Below are 15,817 nucleotides of genomic sequence, written 5' to 3' on the forward strand. Positions count from 1 at the left end.
CAGCGGTCATCGCACTCGACCGCACCAAAGGCCGAATACATGACCGCTCCAGACTGACGCCGTCGCCGCTATTTTGCCTCTTGCCCAAGAGGGGCCGTCCATACATGACGAAGCAGAAAAAAATGCCCGGTCCTGGAGGGGAACCGGGCAATGTGCAGGCAGGCCGGCGGGGAACCGGCAGGGAGTGTGGGAGCCTGCATGAAGCTTGGTCGCGCCGGGCCTTCAAAAGGTTCAAGGTGACCGAAAGCACCGAAGCCGATCAGGCGACCTTGCGGGCGAGATCCTCGATTGAATCGGCGCGCTCTTCTGCAATCGCGCGCAGCTTCACCGTCGGATCGCGGCCGAAAGGCACGGCAACGGCGACGTGGAGGTCGGCGCGGGTCAAGCCGATATCGGCAAGCTCGGCGTCCGACATCTCGCCGAGGCGATAGAAGGCGCGGCGGTTTTTCCAGGCGCGATAGGTGTCGGCGACTGCATTGAGCACGCGCGTCGCAACGGCCGGACGCGTGGTGATGCGCGGGGTCTCGGAGGCGAATTCGATCGTGGTCATGTCAGTCTCTCCTTCAGGAGTCGAGCGGACGAAACCGGGCGATCGGCGCCTGGGAGGAGCGCCGTTCCGGTTTCCATTCACATGCTTTCATGTGGACGATGCGAATGTGCCATGACGTGATTGATTAATCCAACGAATGTTTTTAATCTGTAGCATCAACATCAATGATAGGTTGGACCGATGAAAGCGCCGCTCGATCTCGATCAGTTGCAGACCTTTATCTCGATCGCCGACACCGGCAGCTTCACCCGCGCTGCCGAAGAGGTGCACCGGACACAATCGGCGGTGTCGATGCAGATGCGCCGGCTGGAGGAGCGGATCGGCAAGCCGCTGTTCGAAAAGGACGGCCGCACCAACAAGCTGACCGAGGAAGGCGACAGGCTGCTTTCCTATGCGAGGCGGCTGATCTACCTCAACCGCGAGACGCTCGCGGCCTTCGACGACCAGCGGCTCGAAGGCACGATCCGCATCGGCACGCCGGACGACTATGCCGACCGCTTCCTGCCGGAGATCATGGCGCGCTTCTCGCGCTCCAATCCGCGCGTGGAGCTGACCGTCATCTGCGAGCCGACGCCGGGGCTGGTCGAACACATCAAGCGCGGCAATCTCGACCTCGCGCTGGTAACGCACAACGACACGCGCGGCCAGTCCGAAGTGGTGCGGCGCGAGCCCTTGCTCTGGGTCACCTCGGCCAATCATGCCACGCATGAGCAGGAGATCCTGCCGATGGCGTTCGGCCGACCGAACTGCATCTGGCGGCGCGCCGCCGTCGACGTGCTCGACCGGCAGAACCGCGAATACCGCGTGCTGTTCTCCAGTTTCTCGGCCACCGTGATCACGGCCGCGGTGCTTTCGGGTCTCGCCATCTCGGTGCTGCCCGAATGTGCGCTCAGGCCCGGCATGCGCGTGCTCGGCGAAGCCGACGGCTTCGGCACGCTGCCGGATTGCCGCATCGGCATCATGCGCGGCCAGACCTCGCAGCCGGAGATCGTCGATGCGCTCGCCCGCCACATCGCCGAAAGCCTCGACAACATTTCCGTGCCGGTCGGCGAGGAGGCGGGAAGCTTCGATTTCGCCGCCCTTGCCTTCGCCAAGATGAAGCGGACCAAGCCCAGCCAGATCCTGCCCGGCTGGTAGGGTCAGGCACGCGCGGCGGAGCGCTCCGGAACGCTGGAAGACAGGCCAGGCAGCGCAAGCAACTGGCCGGGCTCCAACGGCGGCGACAGGAGATAGCCCTGCAACTGGTGGCAGCCCATGCTGACGAGCAGGGCTTTCTGTTCGTCGGTCTCGACGCCTTCGGCCGTCACCTCGACCTTCAGCGCCAGCGCAAGCTCGATCAGCGCCTTGGCGATCGCCGCCGCGCTTTTGTCCTCGTCGAGCAGGCGGATGAAGGAGCGATCGATTTTCAACTTGTCGATGGCATGGCGGCGCAGATAGCTCAGCGACGAATAGCCGGTGCCGAAATCGTCGAGCACGATGCGGATGCCAGATTTGCGCAGGGCGGCGATGACCGAATTGATCGTATCGTTGTGCTCGAGAAGGACGCTTTCGGTGGTCTCGAGCTGCAGGCGGGCCGGGTCAAGTCCGGTTTCGCTCAGGATCGCCGCGACCTGACCGGCAAAGCCCGCATCGCGCAACTGCAGCGGCGAGATGTTGACGGCGATCCAGGGCAGCTCGGTCCCGACGGCGAAACGGCACGCTTCCGTCAGCGCCCATTTGCCCAGATCGCCGATCAGGCCGCGCTCTTCGGCGATGGCGATGAACTGCGCCGCCGGCAGTGCGCTATGCACCTCGTGCCCCCAGCGGATCAGGGCTTCGGCACCGAGAATCCGCCGGCCGTCGATCGAGAAGACGGGCTGGTAGGCGAGCTTTATGCCGTCGCCCCCGGTCAGCGCCTTGCGCAGTTCGGCCTCGACCTTGCGCTTGCGCAGCAAGAGGTCGTCCATGTCGCCGGCGAAGACCTGATAGCGGCCGCGGCCGTTTTTCTTGGCCTCGTAAAGCGCGATGTCGGCCTTGCGCAGCAGGTCGTCGGCATCGGTGTCCGGCCCGGTCGACAGCGCGATGCCGATGCTGGCGCCGACAAAGACCTGGTCGTCGATCAGCTTGAACGGCTCGTGCAGCTTCTGCAGAAGCCTGTCGGCGATATCCTCCGCGCTTCTGACATCTCGAACGTCAAGCAGGATGATGGCGAATTCGTCGCCGCCGAGCCGCGCCACGGTGTCGACCTCGCGAATGGTGTGCCGGAGCCTCGCAGCCGTCTGCCTGACGAGCTCGTCGCCGGCCGGATGGCCGAGCGTGTCGTTGACATGCTTGAACCGGTCGAGGTCGAGGTAGAGCAGCGCCACCCTCGCCGCGTCATGGCCGGTGAACAGCAGCATGCGCCGCAAGCGGTCCTCGAACAAAGCGCGGTTGGGCAGCCCGGTGAGCGTATCGTGGAAAGCGAGATATTGCGCCTCGTCCTGGCTGGTCTGCAGCGCCGACGAGGCGCGGCGCAGGCGGCGCAGCAGGAACGCCAGAACGCCAGCCCCCACGAGCAGCGCGGCGGCAAGCGCCGGCGCCATCTTGCGCAGCAGGGTGAGCCCGGGCCGCTCCTGGTTCCAGCCGACATAGCCGAGGATGACGCCGCGGGAATCGACCAGCGGAACCGCCGCAGCGCCGACCGGTTGCGACAGCGGCACAAGGCGCGCGCCGTCGAGCAGGTATTTTTCGGCGATCCTGCCAATGACCGCGTCGTTGATGAACTCCACCGACACATGCAGATATTCGGTCCCGGGCGCCTGGGTGAGCCGGTTGGTGCTCGGCACCAGTGGCATGACGCTCAGGATCGCCGGATTGCCGCCGAACGACACGAGATCCTCCGCGACCATCTTGGCCGGCTGGCCGGAAGCATCGTTTGTCGGCGGCTGGGCGAGCATGGCGCGCAGCTTCCCAATGGTGGGCGCCATCACCGGCTCGTCCTCGCCATAGGCGGACAGATCGACCACCTTGCCTTCCCGCATGGCATGGATCGGGTGGTCGGCGGCGTCGAGTATGTAGACCCGGTCATGGCCGTAGTAGGAATACATCCAGACGCTGAGATTGTCGGCTATCCAGGTCTGGTTGTCCGCTTTCACGTTGGTGACGGATTCGTCCCAGACGGAAACGCTTTCCTGCTCCCGCACCAGTGACGCGATCTTGTCCTTCAGGCCATCGGCGATGAATATCTTTTGGCGTTCGAGCGAGGCATTGTCGGCCTGGGCTGCCGCGTAGACGCTGAAGCCGGCGACCATGGCCAACGCCAAAGCGGCGAGCGTCAGCACGGTCAGCGTGACCTGATGCGTCAACGGGGCGCTGTTCGGGCGTGGGCTCATGCGTTCCGGCCGGCTGTGTCGGGGCAGTCAAAGCAAATCCGGCTTAAGATCGCGTTATAATATTAGCGAGGATTGCGCCCTGCCTTGACGCAGCCCAATAAGCGTTCCCCAATCATGCGATGAGTGAAGCAGCAACCGAATCACGCAGCAACGCCACCGAATATACGGTGAGCGAGATTTCCGGCGCGCTCAAGCGCACGGTCGAGGACGCCTTCGGCAATGTGCGGGTGCGCGGAGAGATTTCCGGCTATCGCGGCCCGCATTCCTCCGGGCATGCCTATTTCGCGCTGAAGGACGACCGCGCGCGGCTCGACGCCGTGGTCTGGAAGACCACGATGGCGCGGCTGAAATTCCGCCCCGAGGAAGGGATGGAAGTGATCGCCAGCGGCCGGCTGACGACCTATCCCGGAAAATCCAACTACCAGATCGTCATCGACAATCTGGAACCGGCCGGCGCCGGCGCGCTGATGGCGCTGCTGGAGGAACGCAAGCGCCGGCTGCAGGCCGAAGGCCTGTTCGACGCCGGCCGCAAGCGGCGGCTGCCGTTCATGCCACGCGTCATCGGCGTCATCACCTCGCCGACCGGTTCGGTGATCCGCGACATCATCCACCGCATCAAGGACCGGTTTCCGCTCACCGTGCTGGTCTGGCCGGTGAGGGTGCAAGGCGAAACGACGGCCAAAGAAGTGACCGCAGCCGTCAACGGCTTCAATGCGCTCACCTGGGACGGACCTATTCGGCAACCCGATCTCCTGATCGTGGCGCGCGGCGGCGGCAGCCTCGAGGATCTCTGGGGCTTCAACGACGAGGGGCTGGCGCGAGCCGTCGCGGCTTCGCACATCCCGGTGATTTCCGCAGTCGGCCACGAGACCGACTGGACGCTCATCGATTTCACCGCCGACATGCGCGCGCCGACGCCGACGGGTGCCGCCGAGATCGCGGTGCCGGTCAAGGCCGAGCTCGAGGCGACGCTCGCCAGCCTTGGCGCGCGGCTCAATGCCTGCACCTCGCGGCATCTGGATCGCAAGCGCCAGGCGGTGCGCGCCGCGGCGCGGGCGCTCCCCTCGCCCGACCAGCTGCTGGCTTTGCCGCGCCGCCGCTTCGACGACGCAACCAGCCGGCTCGACCGGGCGCTGACGGTGAATATCGAGCGCAAGCGCGCCAGGCTGGAGCGGCAGCGGCTGACGCCGGCGACCCTGTCGCGGCGTCTCAACGAGACGCGCACGCTGACCGGCCGCGACATTGCCCGCGCGCGAGCCGCCTTCTTTGCCATCGTGCGCCAAAGCCGGGAACGCTTCCAGCGCACGTCGGCGAGACTGTCGCCGGCGCCGATCGTCAGGCAGCAGAAGCTGCAGGCCGATACGCTGGCCGGGCTGACGCGGAGACAGGAGCAGGCGATGGAGCGGCGGCTCGACCGCTTGCGTGCCGCTCTAACCCAGGCCGACCGGCTTCTCTCCACCCTTTCGCACAAGGCCGTGCTGGCGCGCGGCTTCGCGCTGGTCAAGGATGCCGACGGCTCCGTCATCAAGCGGGTCGCGGAGCTGGCGCCTGGCGCGGCGCTGCAGCTGGAATTCGCCGACGGCAGTGCCGAGGCCATCGCCACCAGCGGCGGAGCGCGGCCGAAGCTCGCCGCCAAGCCTTCCGGCAAGGGCAAGGAGCCCGGCAACCAAGGCTCGCTGTTCTGAGATGAGCACCAACGACCCGCATCTTCGCACGCCATTGGGCAAGCCGCGCCTGCGCTCGTTCAACATCGCATTGGACGGCACGCCGGGCCGCTTCAACTCAATCACCGACGTGCCGGGCGTCACGGTCGGTTACACGACGCTGATTGCCGGCGACGGCCCGCTCCAGGTCGGCACGGGACCGGTGCGCACCGGCGTGACCGCGATCCTGCCCAGACCGGTCGACGAGCTCGCCACGCCGGTATTTGCCGGCGTGTTCAGTCAGAACGGCAATGGCGAGCTCACCGGCACGCACATCATCGAGGAGACCGGCGCCTTCAACCTGCCGATCACCATCACCAACACCCATTCCTGCGGCGTCACCCGCGACGGCACGCTGCGCTGGATGAGCCAAGTCCTGCCGGCGGCGCTCGACAGCGGCTGGGGTCTGCCTGTGGCGGCGGAGACCTATGACGGTTTCCTCAACGACATCAACGGCCACCATGTCAGCTTCGATCATGTCGCCTCAGCACTGGATGGCGCAACAGGCGGCGCCATCGAGGAAGGCAGCGTCGGCGGCGGCACCGGCATGATCTCGTTCGGCTTCAAGGCGGGGTCAGGCACCGCCTCGCGCATCGTCGAATGGCAGGACAGAAGCTATACGCTCGGCGTGTTCGTGCAGGCCAATTTCGGCAGGCGGCATAATTTCACCATTCGCGGCCGGCGCGTCGGATCGGAACTCACCGAGCCGGCGGTTCGCGAAGGTGCACCGCGCGCCGAGAAGGGCTCGATCATAGCCGTCCTTGCCACCGACGCGCCGTTCCTGCCGCATCAGATGAAGCGCCTCGCCAGGCGCGTGCCGCTCGGCATCGCCATGACCGGCGGCTACGGCTATCATAGCTCGGGCGATATCTTTCTTGCCTTCTCCATCGCCAATCCCGAGGCCACGTTAGGGGCTTCAGGCCGCATCGCGCGCGCGGATTTCATCCCCGATGTCGACATCGATCCGTTCTTCGATGCGGTGATGCAAGGGGTAGAGGAAGCAATCCTCAACGCGCTGGTCGCCAATGAGGACATGACGGGGCGCGACGGCAACTTCGTGCCGGCGCTGCCAAGGGAATGGCTGAAGGAGAACTTCGGCTAGATAGCCGGCGCGCCCAACGCGTGCCAGTCCCGGCGCCTTAGTCCGACGGCTTGTCCGACTGCGTTTCGTCCGCGTTCTCTTCGGCGACTTCCTCAAGCCGCGAAGCGATCAGCTCCTGGATGTCGCCGACCTCTTCCTGGATATCCTCAAGAAGAATGCCTTCCTCGGCGGCCTGGGCGCAGCACTCCTTGGCGAGGGTTTCGGCCTGCTTCTCGATCTTGACCGGCGAATGCTGGCACTGGACTTTTTCGCCGATCCATCCGCGCAAGAACTCGATCGCATGTTCACTCATACTGCTTCTTCCCTAGCGGCAATGCCGGTTGGTGGTCATGAACGCCCCCACCCGCCAAAGGATGCATGCCCCATTCGAGCCGAGTCGGCCTCGACCGGCAAGACATCTTGCCCAAGATCCGCACAGCCGAAGGATTGGAAAGGTTTCAGAGGGCACGTTCAGATCATCGAGGATGGCGGCACCTTCGGCCGGGTTCGCTTCTGACCCTAGCCATTGTTTTGACTTTCTTTTTTGGGCTTTAAAGTTCCGATCTGCACCACAATTTGCATAGCAATACGTTGCGCGTTCAAGGCTGCCTCCGCAGCATCTCCATCGAGGTGCATCGTTCGAAGCCGCCGCTATATAGTGATATCCCCAGGCAATGTCGACTCTCTCCTTGCCGCGGCTTCTTCGGCGCGGCGGAGAAGCCACGATTTGACTGTATGGACGAGCAATGTAGCGATCAGTGCCGCATCGCAGCCGGATTGTCAGGCCGAGATATAGGACCGGTCGAATCCGGCCAGTTCGATAAGCCCCTCATGGTCGTGCAACTCCACCACGCCACTGCGGAACGAAGCCAGGCCAGCCTCCCGCAATGTCTTCAGCACGCGGCTTACATGCACGGCCGAAAGACCCAACGCGTCCGCCAGTTCGGTCTGGTTCAACGGACAGTCATAACGGTCCGGATAGCTCGCTGCCGATCGGTGCGTGCGGCAGGCCAGTTCGAGAAGAAGATGGGCGGTGCGCTCGACGGTACCCCTTCGGCTGACCCCCGCCAGATGTTCCGCAACCCTGGAATACCGGCTCGCCTCAGCCGCCAGCACCGCCTCGCAAACGGCCTGTGGGTAACGCGAGAAACAGGAACGGATGGGACCGGGGAGCTCAATCGCAGTGACGTCCGACAGTGCGGTCACCGTCTCGCTCATCTCTCCGGTGAACTCGATCAAGGCCATTTCGTGCGGCAGCGCGAAATCGACGATCACCCGTGAGCCGTTCGGCAACATCCTGGCAAATGCGGCCCAGCCGGCGGTCAGGATCAAAATAGCCGATCTGGCCTGATATTCGCGCGCAATCGTCGTGCCCGCCGGATGGACGCGGCGGATGGCTCCGGGCAGCTCGGACAGACGCTTTTCCCAACTCGAGTCGGCCAACGCGGGTGTCCGCCCGGATACAAGAGACTGTTTCGAAAAACCCATCTCGCCCCGAAGTAACTCAATGCTCAGGCAACCTGAAGCAGCAAACTTAGATCAACTACGTCGAAGGTTCCATTATGATTTCACACAACCGATCTTAAACCTACCACTTTTTGAGTACTGCCCTACCTCCCAGCGTGCCGAAACGGGCAGGCACGCCCTTTGCGCCCGCTCTTCGGACCCTGGAATCCGTCGATCATGCCTGCCACGTCATGCATGGACGGCAAAAGCACACCCGCGACGGCGCACATGTATCGTCAGCCATCACATTTCGGTGGACGCTTGGCCGTGAGGAAGGCCGCTTCGAACCGGCGATCAGTTCCGCCGCGATGCCGTTCGCAGCCGCGCTGCGGCAGGACCGCCTTTCGCCATGCCTGCCCGAACGGCGCGGTCGCCAGCAAAGCGACTGCTTCCTGGCATCGAATCGGCCTTCAGGCTCGGCGCGGCGCCATCATTGCGGCGGCCTTCTTCGCCGCCTCAGCAGGCTCGAACCATCGCCAGCTGAATCGTTCATCTCCAGCGCGGCTTTGCCTGGTGATCCGAAGGAGCCGGGATTGCCCTCTCCCGGTCGGGTTGACGCCGAAGCAGCGAATTCCGATCGCAGGTCGGCCGCTCGCGGTTCCTGCGAATATAGGACAGGGAATGACGATGTCTCTTTTTCAGGCCCGGCCGAGACGAGTGTTTCGGCGGCTCCTGCCGCTGACTGCAGGCGCGTCAGAAGCCGCGAACTAGGGGGGCGTCGCGTGCTGAACGTCTGTCGTCTCTCTTCGGCGATCTCCAGGTTGTCAATTGCCGATGCCACCGATGCGACGCGATCCTCGATTTGCGTCAATCGCTTGCGGGTAGAAAGAAGAACGGCTGAAAACAGCAGACTGCTCGCGAGAATGACGAGCACCGCCGCTATGATGCTTTCGATGTCGAACACTATCAACATCACGGCCCCGGCAAACACGCCAACGACACCGCAAGCCACCAACCGGCCCTCTCTTAGAAGTAGAGCCAGCGGCAAGGCTGCCGACAACACCAAGATGGCTCCGGACCTATTTGTCACCCAATCCACAAGCCCCCACACAATTTCGCCGTAGGTTTCCATGTTGACCTCAGACTTCCTGAGACAAATGCGGATATCCGGCGAGGGGGCGCGCAGGCTCTCCTGCACCCCGCATGGCGCCGGTAGCAACCTGCCGAGCTCGGGAAGATATTCGGCAGCATCCTAAAAGACAGCGGGAAGCCATCGGGTAGACCAGATCGACCTTTTGTCGACTTACTACTCATTAATGGTAATGGCGAGGACGTCCGCGAAGCTGATATGGTTTTGGTTGGCCGATAGCGCGATCGGTCGGCGGGCGGAAGAGAGCGATCTGGGCGTACCGTACGGCGGGCACGAACCCTCACCTTTTCACGAGCGTGGGCACGCTTAACACCTGCTGCTGCGAATTTTGAAGTGCAAGCCATTCAGCTGGCGCTGAAGGGGTAGGAGTTGTTTTTCTGGTCGCAAGGATCCGAGAATGAGCAAAGCAGCAGACGATCCGATCATAACCAGGCAATTGCCTTCACTTGACGTGAGGGAGATCTTTGACTTCTTTCTCCGCCGCTGGAGATTCGGGTGCGCAATTGCGGCTGTCACCCTCGCAATTTTCCTTGTTGGCGCCTTTACACTTCCGCCATCGTACACGGGAGTTGCACAAGTCTTACTTGACTCGCCGATCGACTATATGACTCCCCAAGACTATTCCAATACCGACTTTTCCGACAATCCAACATTCATTGAAAGCCAGATCGCGGTCCTGAAATCCGCGTCGCTTCTTCAGCAGGTGGTCGTTAGCGAAAGGCTGAAGGACGACCCCAAGATCGGGCCAACTGCATTGACATGGCTTCAAGGCGCATTGGGAGTCTCGCGTGTCGGGCTCGGCAACGTCATCGAGCTCGATGTGACCATGTACGACCCGGCAAAAGCAGCATCCTTGGCGAATGCAGTTGCCCAGGCATATGTCGCCGATCGAACAAAGACCCGTTACGAAGGCGTCCAAAAAGCCTCCACATGGCTCAGCGACCGGGCCGCATATCTGCGGTCGGAGCTCAGCCGTTCGGAAGAAGCCGTCCAGAAGTTCCGGGCGGACCATAACTTGCTGACGACACGGTCCGGCAGTTTGACCGACCAGCAGCTGTCGGAGCTGAATATCGCACTGATAAACGCTCGCGCCGAATTGTCGGCGAAACGGGCGCAATATGAGCAAGCCGACAAATTGGTGAGCAGCGGAGGCGATCTCCAATCGATGCCCGATGTGCTGCAATCCGTTGTGGTCAGCGCGCTTCGATCCCAACTCTCCGTGGTGAGCCGGCGGGAAGCAGACCTGCGGCTGAAATATGGCGAACGACATCCCGAGGTCCTGTCCGCCGAAGCGGAACGGCGCGATATCGAGGGGCAAATCTCCGCGGAAGTCCAGCGCCTCATCGGCAATCTGAAGAATGAAGTCGACGCCGCCGAGGCCCGCGAAGCCGCTCTGGTCCGGGCTTTGGGCTCGGTGTCCAACCAGTCCGAGGCCGAAGGTCAGGTCGGCATCCAGTTGCGCGATCTCGAGCGGATTGCCGCCGCGAACCAGAACCTCTTTGAGACCTTCTTGTCGCGCGCCAAGCTGACCGAGGAAAAGTCCACTCTGCTCAACAGCGGCGTGCACGTGATCACGGCTGCAACTGCTCCGCTTTCGCCAAGCTTCCCGAACAGGCCTCTTTTTGCCGCTTTGGGTCTGGTTCTCGGCGTCCTCTTCGGAGGTGCCGGCGCCGTCCTTCGCGAGCTGTCCGCATCCGGCTTCATGGCAAAAAAACAGATAGAGGAAGAGCTGGCCGTTCCGGTTCTTGCGTCCATGCCGAGGATGTCGGGCTGGTCGGGCGACACCCAGCCTATCGCCTATCTCGAGCGCAGGCCGCTCTCCAGATACAGCGAGGCGGTGCGGCGGCTTCGCCTGGGCATGGAGGCGACATCGGAACTGAGCTGTTCGCCGCGCCTCATGCTGGTGACATCGGCGATGCCCAGCGAAGGAAAGACCACCCTGGCGTTGAGCCTGGCCTGCTCCGCCGCGGCCGACGGCGAGCGCGTGCTGCTGATCGATGCGGATCTGCGCCTTTCGGCCGCCACGGCGTTCTTTGGAATGACTGAAAAGGTCGGATTGGTCGACCTTTTGACTTTGCCGATGAAGGCCGCAAACGCAATTCACCTGGACGAACGCTCGGGGATCAGCCTGCTGCCCGCCGGCGCAAAGACGAGGAATCCGCCTGCTCTTCTCGCTTCGTCGCGAATGCGCTCGATCCTCGATGAGCTTCGAGGAAAATTCGACACGGTTATCGTCGACGCGCCACCCGTGGGGCCGGCCGCCGATGCCTCGATCCTGGCAAGACATGTCGACAAGATCATCTTTGCCGTGAAGTGGTGCGAAACTTCACGCGAGGCTGTCGCCGAGGGAATCAGGCATCTTGGCGGTCGATCCAAGATCGCCGGCATAGCCCTGACGATGGTGGACGAACCGAAGCTGCCGAAATACGGCCGCTACACGTCGCTCGAAGGCAGCGTCTCGGACAGTTACTACCTCAATTGAACGAAGAAGAAATATTCGCAATGCTGAATAATGCTTTACACTGTGATCCGCTTCCGGAACCGGCAAAACATCTTCACGACGGTGGGGCTACGCGTTGGTGCGTGGTGCAGACGCATCAGCATTCCGAAAGCCTGGCCGAGCGGCATCTGTTGTCGCAAAACTTCCGAACCTACCTGCCCAAGCGGAAACGAACCGTCCGGCACGCCCGCAGCGTGAAAACCGTCTTCAGCGCGTATTTCGACAGCTATCTGTTCGTCTCATTGGCGCTTCATCAGCAAAGCTGGTACCCGATCAATTCGACGGTCGGTGTCCGAAAACTGGTCATGAGCCAAGGATTGCCGGTACCGGCGCCGCACGGTGTGGTCGAGTCCTTGATGTCCGCAACCGACGACGACGGAGTTTTGCACCCGGATATTCTATTGAGATCCGGGCAAAGAATCCGGGTCATAGACGGGCCGTTCGCGGATCAGCTTGGGATACTTGACCACGTTGGAAAGAGCGGAGCGGTCAGAATACTTCTTGATATCATGAACCGCTCGATACCGATTACAATCGACAGAGACAAGCTGGCAGTATTTTCGCAGAATTAGATTTATCGATTTTCTTGGTTGTTTCTTTTTCGCGTACATGACGCCGAAGTTGCGGCAAGGAGTGATGAATTGATACCCAATTCACCCTCGGTGCGGCAGCTTGCAAAGGTCACTCCCGGCGCCACGGATCGGCGCCCGGAAAGCCGGTAACGCGGCGTTCCGACGAGGTCAGTTCGATAACCCGACCGGGGGCTGGCCAGTATCCGACCCTGACGCCCAATTCGACAACGGAAGCGAACGGCGCCCGCAGTGACCGACAAACGGAAAGTCCATTGCAATCCTCACGCAAATCCAAAGTGGCAAGTTCCGGCGAGCCCCCGGACGAGTTCTGGCCCCGACAATATCGTCGCGCGGAGGTGGCAGTGGAGGTAGTAGCGCCAGGCTCGAATGCTTCAGCGCCAGCCTGGGCACATGGCGGGAGGTGCAACGCTTTCCGACAGGACTGCGTCGCGGATGGTGATGCGGATGCAGGGGCATTTCGAAATCATGCAACCGCGTCATCCGGCCACTTTGAAACGGTACCCGCCTTGCCGATTGCCGCCGTGCTGTTCCAAGCCCTCAATGAGGCCGGGCTCAAGTATGGCATAGTCCAGGACCTCGCATCCCTGGAGGGTGCGTTTGCCGGCCGGGACGATCTCGATATCCTTCTGGACAGACGGGACTACCCGGCTTTCTGTTCCATTGTGAGCGGGCTGCAAGGTCGTCGCGGCGTGAGCGTGTCCTGCTACGACAATGTCTGCGCGGGCCGGGAAGATTGGTTCGTGCCCGATTTTTCGAACGGCCGATATCTCCATCTCGACGTGCATATCGGTGTTCGGGTCGGAAGAGAGTTTCGCAAGCGCTATCCGGCATTCGACTACGCAGCGATCAAGCGGTGGGGGACGATCCACGTGGACGGCGCTGCCGTTCCGGTCGTCTCTCCCGAGGACGAACTGCGACTGACGATCGCGCGTTTCGCCTTTCGCGGCTGGACCCTGCCTTGGCAGCGGTGGGTCACCATGCATCACCATTGGAGGGACCCGTTCGCACAATTGCCGTTTGCGCCCGGCGAGCAAGGCTTGCATGGAGTGGAATTTGCCTTTGGCGGCAGAAGAACGGTGAACTGCAGGTTCCGGCAAAGCGGCAGCGATCTGCTCGTCCACCGCGGAGATCTTGCCAGGCTTCGGCGCTCGATTCGGGAAATGTGCGGTTTTGCCCAGCGTCATGCCATCGCAGACACCGCGGTCCACCTGGTGCGCAAGACCTCGTATCTTGCCTTGAGGTTGCTTCAGCGCCTGATGCCCGGCCGCCTTCCGCCGAAGCGACGGCCCGCCGCCGGCGGATTTTTGGTGGCGGTAATAGGGCCCGACGGCGTGGGAAAGAGCACCCAGGTCGATCGGCTGACAAAGACATTTCGATGGAAGTTCGGCTGCATGCAGGCCTATGCCGGGATCGGCGACGGCAACGGGTGGCGGCTACGCAAGGCGCTGCAGAAGGTGCTTTTCCCGCATCGGCGCCGGCTCAAGTCCCTGGCCCAGTCCGACTGCAACGATTGCGCCCACGGAACGCGGGCCAAGGGAGGCGTTGCGGCGACCGGGCTGGCCTTGTGGGCGATCCTGATCGCGTTTGAGCGATACGCTGTCGTCAAGCGCGCGCACCGAATGGCAACGCGCGGCCTCATCGTCATTTGTGACAGGTGGCCGCAGGCGCAGCGGAGAGGATATCTGGACGGACCAACCATCCCGCCGCACCTGTTCTCTGTCCGGGGCCTGTCGGTCCTCGCCCGGATCGAGCAGAAACTCTTTCAAAGGATGGAAGCGTGGCGACCGGATCTCACGCTGCACCTCGTCTGCGATTTTGCCGTCTCCGAAAGCCGAAAGCCCGGTGAGATCAGGAAAGAAGCGTTCGATGCGCGGCTGTCATTGATGGCGGAGTTGCGGGCCAAGGACCAGGAAATCCGAACCGTCGATGCAAGCTCAGGCCTAGAGGCGGTCGGCCGGGAATTGTTCAGGCATATCTGGCTGTCCCTGTAGGGACAGAACCGGCGCCAGCCCGACACTCACCAGCACAACAGATACGAGCCGGCAGCCTTCAGCGACCCCGCCAAGGCCGAACGCTCCCAGCATTGCGCCCGAAAAGGCGCAGACGGAACCCCAAACGATCCAACTCCATACGACCGATCTCCTGCCCTGCCCGCCGCCCACCGGATTTCATGTCCCTGAGGTACACGCAAATGAAGATCGTTCATGTGCTCACCCGCCTGCTTCGAGCCGGCTCGGAAGAGAATACCCTGGCCTGCTGCCTCGCTCAGGCGCGGCATGGCCACGAGGTGCTGCTGGTGCACGGCAGAGAATACGACCCAGGCTTGCGGGCATCGCTCGCCGGGGCCCTTCGGGTCATCACCCTGGACACGCTCATCAACCCGATTTCGCCTGCCCGCGACATCTCCGCATTCAGGCAACTCACCCGCCTCATGCGCGACTGGCGACCCGACATCGTGCATACGCACCAAAGCAAGGCCGGCATCATCGGCCGCCTCGCTGCCGAGCAGGCCAACATCCCCGGCATCGTGCATGGCGTGCACATCCTGCCTTTCGTGCATGTCGGCACCGGCCAGAGGCTGACCTTCCTGGCCGCCGAACGCCTTGCCGCCAAGGTCACGCGCGCCTTCGTCGATGTCAGCCAGGCGATGCGCGACATCTGCATCGCCAATCATCTGGGCGGTCCCGATCAGCATCATGTCGTCCATTCCGGCTTCGATCTGGCGCGCTTCGCCAACGCGCAATGGCCGGAAGCATCGCATCTGCTGCTCGGAACGGACGCCGGCGAGCCGAAGCCGCCGGTGGTCCTGATGCTCGCTGCACTGGAGCCGAGGAAACGCCATGTCGAGTTCATCGAGGCGTTCGGCCAGGTTGTCGACCGCATTCCGAACGTCCGGCTGCTGCTGGCCGGCGAAGGACCGGCGCGGTCCGCCGTCGCATCGGCGATCGAACGGTCCCCCTTCGCGAAGAACATCCGCATGATCGGCTTCCACAGCGAGCCCGAGCGGCTGATCAGCCTGGCGGATGTTTGCGTGCTGACGTCGATGCGGGAGGGGTTGCCTCGGGTCGTGATGCAATATCTGGCGGGCGGGCGGCCCTGCGTGGTGTCGCATTTGCCTGGCGTGGAAGAGGTGGTGACGCATGGCGTCAACGGTGTCGTGACGCCGGTCGACAATGTGGGCGCGGCCGCGGCGTCGGTCGCCGACCTTCTGGCGAACGAGCCCTATCGCGCGCGGCTGGCGGATGGCGCCAGGCTCACCGACCTTTCGTCCTGGGGGCTGGATGCCATGTGTGACCGGGTCGAAACGATCTATCAGTCCGTCCAGGCCTCAGCCCTTTCGGCCGCAAGGCCGAACGTCACGCGAGGCATTCTCGGCGGCACAGCCAGGCAAGCCTTCCGGCTGCATGGATTTTGACTGGCCGATTTTGACGGGTCGATTTCGGC

Annotated in this window: 12 protein-coding genes; 7 read left to right on the forward strand and 5 right to left on the reverse strand. The window is 62.9% G+C overall.

Annotation, left to right across the window (positions count from 1 at the left end; all coding sequences use genetic code 11):
- Positions 1–259 precede the first annotated feature (259 nt).
- A complete protein-coding gene (locus RFN28_RS28205; protein WP_320290412.1) occupies positions 260–550 on the reverse strand; it encodes a DUF1127 domain-containing protein in 291 nt (96 codons plus the stop codon).
- Between the two features lie 180 nt (positions 551–730).
- Here RFN28_RS28205 and RFN28_RS28210 point away from each other — a divergent pair, with 180 nt between their 5' ends.
- On the forward strand, positions 731–1,687 hold the full coding sequence (locus RFN28_RS28210; RefSeq protein WP_320290413.1) for a LysR substrate-binding domain-containing protein: 957 nt from the start codon (positions 731–733) through the stop codon (positions 1,685–1,687).
- A 2-nt stretch (positions 1,688–1,689) separates the two neighbouring features.
- Here the strand turns inward: RFN28_RS28210 and RFN28_RS28215 are convergent, their stop codons facing one another.
- Positions 1,690–3,900 (reverse strand): bifunctional diguanylate cyclase/phosphodiesterase, encoded by a 2,211-nt coding sequence (locus tag RFN28_RS28215; RefSeq protein WP_320290414.1) that lies wholly within the window; start codon positions 3,898–3,900, stop codon positions 1,690–1,692.
- 119 nt (positions 3,901–4,019) lie between these two features.
- Between RFN28_RS28215 and xseA the strand changes: the two genes are divergently transcribed.
- Together xseA and RFN28_RS28225 are read left to right on the forward strand one after the other, a co-directional pair.
- Positions 4,020–5,585, forward strand: coding sequence for an exodeoxyribonuclease VII large subunit (gene xseA, locus RFN28_RS28220; RefSeq protein ID WP_320290415.1), 1,566 nt, complete (start codon positions 4,020–4,022; stop codon positions 5,583–5,585).
- A 1-nt stretch (position 5,586) separates the two neighbouring features.
- Positions 5,587–6,705 carry a DmpA family aminopeptidase gene (locus RFN28_RS28225; protein WP_320290416.1) on the forward strand — a complete coding sequence of 373 codons (1,119 nt, stop codon included), beginning with the start codon at positions 5,587–5,589 and terminating at the stop codon, positions 6,703–6,705.
- Between the two features lie 37 nt (positions 6,706–6,742).
- Here RFN28_RS28225 and RFN28_RS28230 read toward each other — a convergent pair whose 3' ends face one another.
- The 3 genes from RFN28_RS28230 to RFN28_RS28240 all read right to left on the reverse strand — a co-directional run bounded on the left by RFN28_RS28230 (position 6,743) and on the right by RFN28_RS28240 (position 9,262).
- Positions 6,743–6,997: a hypothetical protein gene (locus tag RFN28_RS28230; protein WP_320290417.1), complete on the reverse strand. Its 255-nt coding sequence runs from the start codon at positions 6,995–6,997 to the stop codon at positions 6,743–6,745.
- A gap of 467 nt (positions 6,998–7,464) precedes the next feature.
- Complete coding sequence (locus RFN28_RS28235; RefSeq protein ID WP_320290418.1) at positions 7,465–8,127, reverse strand: Crp/Fnr family transcriptional regulator; 663 nt, start codon at positions 8,125–8,127, stop codon at positions 7,465–7,467.
- 493 nt (positions 8,128–8,620) lie between these two features.
- Positions 8,621–9,262 carry a hypothetical protein gene (locus tag RFN28_RS28240; protein ID WP_320290419.1) on the reverse strand — a complete coding sequence of 214 codons (642 nt, stop codon included), beginning with the start codon at positions 9,260–9,262 and terminating at the stop codon, positions 8,621–8,623.
- Between the two features lie 415 nt (positions 9,263–9,677).
- Between RFN28_RS28240 and RFN28_RS28245 the strand changes: the two genes are divergently transcribed.
- The 4 genes from RFN28_RS28245 to RFN28_RS28260 all read left to right on the forward strand — a co-directional run bounded on the left by RFN28_RS28245 (position 9,678) and on the right by RFN28_RS28260 (position 15,788).
- Positions 9,678–11,762 carry a GumC family protein gene (locus tag RFN28_RS28245; RefSeq protein WP_320290420.1) on the forward strand — a complete coding sequence of 695 codons (2,085 nt, stop codon included), beginning with the start codon at positions 9,678–9,680 and terminating at the stop codon, positions 11,760–11,762.
- Entirely contained in the window at positions 11,759–12,352 is a 594-nt protein-coding gene (gene nusG, locus RFN28_RS28250; RefSeq protein ID WP_320290421.1) for a transcription termination/antitermination protein NusG, read from the forward strand. The genes RFN28_RS28245 and nusG overlap by 4 nt, the downstream gene beginning before the upstream one ends.
- Positions 12,353–12,879: 527 nt before the next feature.
- Positions 12,880–14,364, forward strand: a complete 1,485-nt coding sequence (locus RFN28_RS28255; protein ID WP_320290422.1) for a hypothetical protein — start codon at positions 12,880–12,882, stop codon at positions 14,362–14,364.
- Positions 14,365–14,564: 200 nt separating this feature from the next.
- Positions 14,565–15,788, forward strand: coding sequence for a glycosyltransferase (locus RFN28_RS28260; RefSeq protein ID WP_320290423.1), 1,224 nt, complete (start codon positions 14,565–14,567; stop codon positions 15,786–15,788).
- The last annotated feature ends 29 nt before the right edge of the window (positions 15,789–15,817 follow it).

It is taken from the genome of Mesorhizobium album, from assembly GCF_033977205.1.
In the GTDB taxonomy this organism is placed as follows: domain Bacteria; phylum Pseudomonadota; class Alphaproteobacteria; order Rhizobiales; family Rhizobiaceae; genus Mesorhizobium; species Mesorhizobium album.

Bases quoted from the DNA above. Each gene is read 5' to 3' on its own strand.
- RFN28_RS28225 (WP_320290416.1), top strand. From the start codon at position 5,587: ATGAGCACCAACGACCCGCATCTTCGCACGCCATTGGGCAAGCCGCGC.
- RFN28_RS28260 (WP_320290423.1), top strand. From the start codon at position 14,565: ATGAAGATCGTTCATGTGCTCACCCGCCTGCTTCGAGCCGGCTCGGAA.
- RFN28_RS28245 (WP_320290420.1), top strand. From the start codon at position 9,678: ATGAGCAAAGCAGCAGACGATCCGATCATAACCAGGCAATTGCCTTCA.
- RFN28_RS28210 (WP_320290413.1), top strand. From the start codon at position 731: ATGAAAGCGCCGCTCGATCTCGATCAGTTGCAGACCTTTATCTCGATC.
- RFN28_RS28215 (WP_320290414.1), bottom strand. From the start codon at position 3,900: ATGAGCCCACGCCCGAACAGCGCCCCGTTGACGCATCAGGTCACGCTG.
- RFN28_RS28205 (WP_320290412.1), bottom strand. From the start codon at position 550: ATGACCACGATCGAATTCGCCTCCGAGACCCCGCGCATCACCACGCGT.
- xseA (WP_320290415.1), top strand. From the start codon at position 4,020: ATGAGTGAAGCAGCAACCGAATCACGCAGCAACGCCACCGAATATACG.
- RFN28_RS28240 (WP_320290419.1), bottom strand. From the start codon at position 9,262: ATGGAAACCTACGGCGAAATTGTGTGGGGGCTTGTGGATTGGGTGACA.
- RFN28_RS28230 (WP_320290417.1), bottom strand. From the start codon at position 6,997: ATGAGTGAACATGCGATCGAGTTCTTGCGCGGATGGATCGGCGAAAAA.